Genomic DNA, 7,959 nt, shown 5'->3' on the forward strand with positions numbered 1-7,959 from the left:
CCCCGGCGGATCAGGTGCGCAGCAGGCGGGCGATCGCCTTCGTCGCTTCCTCGACCTTGTCGTCGATCTCCGTCCCGCCCTTGACCGCCGCGTCCGCGACGCAGTGCCGCAGGTGTTCCTCCAGGAGCTGGAGGGCGAAGGACTGGAGGGCCTTCGTGGAGGCCGAGACCTGGGTGAGTATGTCGATGCAGTAGACGTCCTCGTCGACGAGCCGCTGGAGGCCGCGGATCTGGCCCTCGATGCGGCGCAGGCGCTTGAGGTGTTCGTCCTTCTGCTTGTGGTAGCCGTGGGTCGTGGCAGGGGCCGGAGTCGGCGATGCCGCGTCCTGCGTGGTCACGCCGGCCGCCTCTTCGGTGGTCGTCATCGCGTCCTCCAGGGAAGGTCAGCGGGGTGAAATACCCCTCGTGGGTATATTCTACGGGGCTCTGGGGCGGGCCGCGGGGGTCCCTGCCCGCCACTCTGCCCGATGGGCGACACTGAGGAACGCCGGTTAGCCGTGGCCGGATGATGCGCCTAGCATCAGCCTGACCGAATCCAATGCACCCCGAGGACCCCACGTGCGCTTTCGTCTGACCCCCCGGGAGACGAGCTTCTACGACATGTTCTCCGCATCAGCGGACAACATCGTCACGGGCTCCAAGCTCCTCATGGAACTGCTTGGAGCGGACTCCTCCGCCCGGGCCGAGATCGCGGAGCGGATGCGGGCAGCGGAGCACGCGGGCGACGACGCCACTCACGCGATCTTCCACCAGCTGAATTCCTCCTTCATCACGCCGTTCGACCGCGAGGACATCTACAACCTCGCGTCGTCGCTCGACGACATCATGGACTTCATGGAGGAGGCCGTCGACCTGGTCGTCCTGTACCAGGTGGAGGAGCTGCCGAAGGGCGTCGAGCAGCAGATCGAGGTGCTGGCGCGGGCTGCCGTGCTGACCGCCGAGGCCATGCCGGGGCTGCGCACGATGAGCAACCTCACCGAGTACTGGATCGAGGTCAACCGGCTGGAGAACCAGGCGGACCAGATCCACCGCAAGCTGCTCGCCCAGCTCTTCAACGGCAAGTACGACGCCATGGAGGTGCTGAAGCTGAAGCAGATCGTGGACGTGCTGGAAGAAGCCGCTGACGCCTTCGAGCACGTGGCGAACACGGTGGAGACCATCGCCGTCAAGGAGTCCTGACTTCGTGGACACCTTTACGCTGGTCGTGACGATCGCTGTCGCGCTCGGTTTTACGTACACCAACGGCTTCCACGACTCGGCGAACGCGATCGCCACCTCGGTGTCCACGCGCGCGCTGACGCCGCGTGCGGCGCTCGCGATGGCCGCGGTCATGAACCTCGCCGGTGCCTTCCTCGGGCAGGGCGTCGCGAAGACGGTCAGTGAGGGGCTCATCGAGACTCCGCACGGCCAGAAGGGCATGGCGATCCTTTTCGCCGCGCTCGTCGGCGCGATCGTGTGGAACCTCGTGACCTGGTACTTCGGGCTTCCTTCGTCCTCGTCGCACGCGTTGTTCGGCGGGATGGTGGGCGCGGCCCTGGCCGGGGGCACCGAGGTGATCTGGGGCGGCGTCCTGTCCAAGGTCGTCATCCCGATGTTCCTGTCGCCCTTCGTGGGCCTGATCATCGGCTATCTGGTGATGGTCGCGATCATGTGGATGTTCCGCAGGTCGAACCCGCACAAGGCGAAGCGGGGCTTCAGGATCGCCCAGACGGTCTCGGCCGCCGCCATGGCGCTGGGCCACGGCCTCCAGGACGCGCAGAAGACCATGGGCATCGTGGTGATGGCGCTGGTCATCGCCGATGTCGAGGGCCAGGACGATGCGATTCCGATCTGGGTCAAGGTCGCCTGTGCGGTGACGCTCTCGCTCGGTACGTACGCGGGCGGCTGGCGCATCATGCGCACGCTGGGTCGCCGGATCATCGAGCTGGACCCGCCGCAGGGCTTCGCGGCGGAGACGACCGCCGCTTCGGTGATGTACACGGCTTCGTTCATGTTCCACGCGCCGATCTCGACGACGCACGTCATCACCTCGGCGATCATGGGCGTCGGCTCGACGAAGGGCTCGCGGGCCGTGCGCTGGGGCGTCGCCAAGAACATCGTGATGGGCTGGTTCATCACGATGCCGGCGGCGGCACTGGTGGCCGCGGTCAGCTTCTGGGGCGTACAGCTGGCCTTCGGCTAGAGAAAGCACTTGTACGGAGGAAGGGCCCGCCCCCCGGTTCGCACCGGGGAGCGGGCCCTTTCGCCTTGCGGTGGCACCGCCATGCAGCACCGCAAGTGTGTGGGGAGGCTCGGGAGAGCCTCGTACGGTCTAGCCGAAGCGGCCCGAGATGTAGTCCTCGGTGGCCTGGACGGACGGGTTGGAGAAGATCCGCTCCGTCTCGTCGATCTCGATCAGCTTGCCGGGCTGGCCGACCGCGGACAGGTTGAAGAAGGCCGTGCGGTCGGAGACGCGGGCGGCCTGCTGCATGTTGTGCGTCACGATGACGATCGTGAAGCGCTCCTTGAGCTCGCCGATCAGGTCCTCGATGGCGAGGGTGGAGATCGGGTCCAGGGCGGAGCAGGGCTCGTCCATGAGGAGGACCTGGGGCTCCACCGCGATCGCGCGGGCGATGCACAGACGCTGCTGCTGGCCGCCGGAGAGGCCGGAGCCGGGCTTGTTGAGGCGGTCCTTGACCTCGTTCCAGAGGTTGGCGCCCTTGAGGGACTTCTCGACGACGTCGGCCAGCTCGTTCTTCTTGTACGAGCCGTTCAGGCGCAGGCCCGCCGCCACGTTGTCGAAGATCGACATGGTGGGGAAGGGGTTCGGGCGCTGGAAGACCATGCCGACGGTGCGGCGTACGGAGACCGGGTCGACGCTGGACGCGTACAGGTTCTCGTCGTCCAGGAGGACCTTGCCCTCGACGCGGCCGCCGGGGGTGACCTCGTGCATCCGGTTGAGGGTGCGCAGGAAGGTGGACTTTCCGCAGCCGGAGGGGCCGATGAAGGCCGTGACGGAGCGGGGTTCGACGGTCATCGAGATGTCGTCGATCGCCTTGTGGGTGCCGTAGAAGGCCGAGAGGCCGGATACGTCGATTCGCTTTGCCATGATGCGGTCACTTCGCTTTCAGGTTGTCGCGTCAGCGACCGGTCTTGGGAGCCTTCCAGCGGGCGATGCCGCGGGCCACCAGGTTGAGGATCATGACGAAGGCGATCAGGACCAGGGCGGCTGCCCAGGCGCGGTCGTAACTCGCCTCGCTGCCCACCCGGTACTGCTCCCAGATGTAGAAGGGGAGCGAGGACTGGGCGCCGTCGAAGGGGTTCGGGTTGATCAGCTGGGAGCCGAAGACGAGGAGCATGATCGGGGCGGTCTCGCCTGCGATGCGGGCGATGGCCAGCATGACGCCGGTGGTGATGCCGCCGACGGCGGTCGGCAGGACCACCTTGAGGATCGTGCGCCACTTCGGTACGCCGAGGGCGAGGGAGGCCTCGCGCAGCTCGTTCGGCACCAGCTTCAGCATCTCTTCGGTGGAGCGTACGACCACCGGGACCATCAGGATCGCGAGCGCCAGGGCGCCCATGAAGCCGGAGGGCTGGAGCTGGAACATCAGCATGATCGAGAGGAGGAAGAGGCCCGCGACGATCGACGGGATGCCCGTCATGACGTCCACGAAGAAGGTGACGGCCTTGGCGAGCGCGCCCTTGCCGTACTCGACCAGGTAGACGGCGGTCAGCAGGCCGACCGGCACGGCGACGAGGGTGGCGATGCCGACCTGCTCCACGGTGCCGATCAGGGCGTGGTAGACGCCGCCGCCCGCTTCGAAGCCGGGTACGCCGGCCATCGAGTGGGTGAGGAAGTAGCCGTCGAGGACCTTGATGCCGCGGCTGACCGTCACCCACAGGAGGGAGGCGAGCGGGATGATCGCGAGCAGGAAGCAGACCCACATGACGCTGGTGGCGACGCGGTCCTTGGCCTGGCGCTTGCCCTCGACGAGGGTGCTGGCCGTGAAGGTCAGTACGACGAAGAAGAGGGCGGCCAGCAGGCCCCACTGGACCTTGCTCTGCCAGCCTGCGACCGTGCCGAGGCCGATCGCGAGGGCGAGCGAGACGGCGCCGAAGCCGATCGGGGACCAGCGCGGGAGGCTCTTGCCCGCGAGGGAGTTCGTACGGGCGGAGGGGGCGGGGATCGTGTCCTGGGTCATCGTTGCCTGGCTCATGCGTTGGCCCCCGAGTACTCCTTGCGGCGGGCGATGATCAGCCGCGCCGCGCCGTTGACGAGGAGGGTGAGGACGAAGAGGACGAGACCCGAGGCGATGAGCGCGTCGCGCCCGTACTCGTTGGCCTCGTCGAACTTCGCCGCGATGTTCTGCGCGAAGGTGCCGCCGCCCGCGTCGAGCAGGTGGCCGGAGAACAGGAAGTTGGGGGAGAGGACCGTGGCCACGGCCATCGTCTCGCCGAGCGCGCGGCCCAGGCCCAGCATCGAGGCGCTGATCACGCCGGAGCGGCCGAAGGGCAGGACCGAGAGGCGGATGACCTCCCAGCGGGTGGCGCCGAGGGCGAGGGCTGCTTCCTCGTTCATCTTCGGGACCTGGAGGAAGACCTCGCGGCTCACGCTGGTCACGATCGGCAGGATCATGATCGCGAGCAGGATGCCGACGGTGAACAGGTTGCGGGCGGGGCCGACCTCGGTCTTCTCGAAGATCAGCGTCCAGCCGAGGAACTCGTCCAGCCAGGAGTTCAGCCCGCCGAGGTACGGGACGAGGAAGAGGGCGCCCCAGATGCCGTAGATGATCGACGGCACGGCGGCCAGCAGGTCGACCACGTAGGCGAGGGGCGCGGCCAGCTTGCGCGGCGCGTAGTGCGAGATGAAGAGCGCGATGCCGACGGCGATCGGCACGGCGATGACCATGGCGATGATCGAGCTGACCACGGTGCCGTAGAGGAGCACGGCGATGCCGAAGACCGGCGGGTCACCGGACGGGTTCCAGTCGAACGTGGTGAGGAAGTTGCCCTCGTTGCCCGAGATGGCCACTACCGAGCGGACCGTCAGGAAGGTGGCGATGGACGCCATGACGACGAGGAGGAGGATGCCGGAGCCGCGGGAGAGGCCCAGGAAGATCTTGTCGCCGGGGCGGGTGGTGGATCCCTTGCCCTTGACCTTGACGGGCGGGGGAGGTGCCGGTGGGGAGTCTGTGGGTGCTGCGGTGGTTGGCATGGTGGGTCTTTCCGGTCTGGGGAGGGAGCGGGCCCCGGGTGGGGGCTGTGCTCCCGGGCGGCGGTGCACCGGATGGAGCGGGTGGGGCGGGTGGGCGGGTGGTGCGGTGTCGGGGGTGGGCGGTGGTGAGGGGGCGGCTCCGCGTGGGGCCGCCCCCTTGCCCATCCGTTCCGCACCCGGCCCGGGTTACTTCAGGCCGGCGATGGTTTCGCGGACCTTGGTGTTGATCTCGGCGGGGATCGGGGCGTAGCCGTTCTCGGAGAGGATCTTCTGGCCCTCGTCGGAGGCGGTGTAGCCGAGGAAGGACTTCACGTTGCCGAGCGACTCGGCGTTGTTGCCGGAGTCGCAGACGATCTCGTACGTGACCAGGACCAGCGGGTACGCGCCCTCGGCCTTGGTCGTGTAGTCCAGGCTGAGCGCCAGGTCCTTGCCGGTGCCCTTGATCTTGGCGGCGGCGATGGCCTTGGAGGCGTTCTCCGAGTTGGCGGCGACCGGGGCCGCCGCACCCGTGCTGACCTTGACGGTCGGGATGGACTGCGAGGTCGCGTAGCTCAGCTCGAAGTAGCCGATGGAGCCCTCCACCTGCTTCACCTGGGCCGCGACACCGGCGGAGCCGTTCGCACCCTGGCCGCCGGGGGCGGGCCACTTCTTCTCGGCCTCGTACTTCCAGTCGGCGGGGGCGGCCTTGCCCAGGTACTTGCCGAGGTTCTGGGTGGTGCCCGAGTCGCCGGAGCGGTGCACCGACTGGATCGGCGTGTCCGGGAGCTTGACGCCCGGGTTCAGCTTGACGATCGCCGGGTCGTTCCACTTCTTGATCTGGCTGTTGAAGATCTTGGCGGTGGCGGAGGCGTCGAGGACGAGGTTGTCGACGTTCGGCAGGTTGTAGCCGATCGCGATCGGGCCGCCGACCATCGGCAGGTTGATGCCCTGGCCGGACTTGCAGACCTTCTTCGACGCCTCGACCTCGTCGGGCTTCAGCGCGGAGTCCGAACCGGCGAAGCCGACCGTGCCCGTGGTGAAGTTCGAGATGCCGTCGCCGGAGGAGGAGGACTTGTAGTTGATCTCCACGCCGGTGCAGGCGGCCATGTAGTTCTTGACCCAGAGGTCCATGGCGTTCTTCTGCGCCGAGGAACCGGAGGCGAGCAGCTTGCCCTTGGCGCCGTCGCACTTGACGTTCTTGGCGGCGGAGCTGTTGCCGTTGCCGCCGGTGGTGCCACCGCTGTTGTTGTCCGAGCCGCACGCCGTGAGGAGCAGGGCGCCGGAGACGGCGAGGGCGCCGACTGCGGTGGCGCGGAGCCGGTTCTTGCGCTGGAGCTTCATCACTCTCTGGTTCCTTCCGGGTGCCGCCTGTCCCTTGGGCGGGCGGCGTGCGTGGAGTCATGGGGTGTACGTGAGTACGGGGGGCTCTCGGCTGCGCGCCGGGAACCTTGTAAGTACGAAATTAGGCAGATCAGGTGAAGCGGCCTACGGGGGAGAGTGAACGCGAGGTGAACCGTGGCGGGCGGCGGGGTGCCGGCGCGGGCGGCGGGGGGAGGGCGTTGTCATGGCTCGCGCCGGTGGGGGCTTGGGTTCGGGGCTGCGCCCCGTGCACGGCTGCGCCGCGCGTCCTCAAACGCCGGACGGGCTGATGGGATGCTGGACGGGCTAAAAGGGCAGCGTGCGCAGCAGCGCGGCTATCAGCTCGCGGTCGCGGTGTTCGGTGAGGCGGTTTCCGGCCGTGACCGGGGGCAGCCAGAGGATGCGGTCCACCTCGTCGCCCGGGACGAAGGTGCCGCCGGTGGACTCGGCCGCCCAGTAGTCGACCCTCTTGGGCCGGCCGCCCGCGACGTACCGCACGGAGGGGAGCCGGGCCCCCGGCCGGCAGTGGTGCCCGGTCTCCTCCAGCACTTCGCGCAGCGCACCGGTCAGCGGGTCCTCGCCGCGCTTGAGCTTGCCCTTGGGGTGCGACCAGTCGTCGTACCGCGGTCTGTGGACGAGACAGATCTCGATCTCGTCGTCGTACGGGGCGCGGCGCCACAGGACGCAGCCGGCGGCGAGGACCATTCCCTTGCCCGTCGCCTTGCTCGGGCGGCTGCTCGTGCGGCTGCCTGTCGGTTCGTTCATCCGCGGACCACTTCCGTCGTGCGCCGCCACTGCCGCTGGAAGGCGAAGCGGGCCGCCTCGACCTCGTGGCGCTGCTCGGAGTGGAGTACCCCGAGCGCGTACGCCGTAGCGGGTGCGATGCGGGCGGTACGGGCCGAGGCCGCCGCCGCGGAGGCCGCTTCCGCCGCGTCGCGGTGCACGTCCAGGGTGCGGCTCGCCTCGGCGAGGGCGGTGGTGTCGCGGCCGGTGACCTCCTGGGCGTACCGGTGCAGGCGCAGCAGGAGACGGACCTGGTGCCAGGGGGAGTCCTGGCCCTCGTGGACGGCCTCCGAGTTGTACGGGCGGGCCGCGCGCCCCAGCGGAAGGGCGGCCACCGCTTCGGTCAGCCGGTGCTCGGCGAGTGCGGCGTACGGGGCGGGGTCGCCCGGCTCGACCGGTGCGTCGGAGGCGAGCAGCGCGACGGCGTCGGCGACCGCGTGGAAACGGGAGGAGCCGAGGGCCTGGAGGGCGGCGGAGTGGGCGCGGGTACGGGCCAGGGTGAGCTGCCGCTCCAGGAGGGCCCCGGCACGGGCGATGCCGAGGGCGCTCTCGCGCGAGGGCGCCGGAGCGGCGGGCGCCGGAGCGGCGGAGGCCGGAGCGGCGGAGGCCGGAGCGGCGGAGGCCGGAGTGGCGGAGGCCGGAGCG

9 protein-coding genes are annotated in these 7,959 nt (G+C 69.1%); 2 read left to right on the plus strand and 7 right to left on the minus strand.

Going from position 1 to position 7,959, the window contains the following annotated elements:
* Positions 1 to 10: 10 nt before the first annotated feature.
* Positions 11 to 364: a metal-sensitive transcriptional regulator gene (locus ACWGIG_RS34450; RefSeq protein WP_453325634.1), complete on the minus strand. Its 354-nt coding sequence runs from the start codon at positions 362 to 364 to the stop codon at positions 11 to 13.
* Between the two features lie 193 nt (positions 365 to 557).
* Here ACWGIG_RS34450 and ACWGIG_RS34455 point away from each other — a divergent pair, with 193 nt between their 5' ends.
* Both ACWGIG_RS34455 and ACWGIG_RS34460 read left to right on the plus strand, forming a co-directional pair.
* The gene (locus ACWGIG_RS34455) at positions 558 to 1,178 is read left to right on the plus strand and encodes a DUF47 domain-containing protein (protein ID WP_398423448.1); all 621 of its coding nucleotides are present in this window, start codon (positions 558 to 560) and stop codon (positions 1,176 to 1,178) included.
* 4 nt (positions 1,179 to 1,182) lie between these two features.
* Positions 1,183 to 2,181 carry an anion permease gene (locus ACWGIG_RS34460; RefSeq protein ID WP_453325635.1) on the plus strand — a complete coding sequence of 333 codons (999 nt, stop codon included), beginning with the start codon at positions 1,183 to 1,185 and terminating at the stop codon, positions 2,179 to 2,181.
* A gap of 129 nt (positions 2,182 to 2,310) precedes the next feature.
* Here ACWGIG_RS34460 and pstB read toward each other — a convergent pair whose 3' ends face one another.
* The 6 genes from pstB to ACWGIG_RS34490 form a co-directional block, all read right to left on the minus strand.
* Entirely contained in the window at positions 2,311 to 3,087 is a 777-nt protein-coding gene (gene pstB, locus ACWGIG_RS34465; RefSeq protein WP_453325636.1) for a phosphate ABC transporter ATP-binding protein PstB, read from the minus strand.
* Between the two features lie 31 nt (positions 3,088 to 3,118).
* A complete protein-coding gene (pstA, locus tag ACWGIG_RS34470) occupies positions 3,119 to 4,195 on the minus strand; it encodes a phosphate ABC transporter permease PstA (protein WP_453325637.1) in 1,077 nt (358 codons plus the stop codon).
* Complete coding sequence (gene pstC, locus ACWGIG_RS34475) at positions 4,192 to 5,193, minus strand: phosphate ABC transporter permease subunit PstC (RefSeq protein WP_453325638.1); 1,002 nt, start codon at positions 5,191 to 5,193, stop codon at positions 4,192 to 4,194. Before pstC ends, pstA begins: the two co-directional genes overlap by 4 nt.
* A 186-nt stretch (positions 5,194 to 5,379) precedes the next feature.
* Entirely contained in the window at positions 5,380 to 6,513 is a 1,134-nt protein-coding gene (gene pstS / locus ACWGIG_RS34480) for a phosphate ABC transporter substrate-binding protein PstS (protein ID WP_453325639.1), read from the minus strand.
* 324 nt (positions 6,514 to 6,837) lie between these two features.
* Positions 6,838 to 7,296, minus strand: a complete 459-nt coding sequence (locus ACWGIG_RS34485; protein ID WP_453325640.1) for an NUDIX hydrolase — start codon at positions 7,294 to 7,296, stop codon at positions 6,838 to 6,840.
* Positions 7,293 to 7,959, minus strand: a 667-nt coding sequence (locus ACWGIG_RS34490; RefSeq protein WP_453325641.1) for a CHAD domain-containing protein, incomplete at its 5' end; no start/stop codon positions are given. The genes ACWGIG_RS34485 and ACWGIG_RS34490, both read right to left, overlap by 4 nt.

It is taken from the genome of Streptomyces sp. NPDC054863, assembly GCF_053610825.1.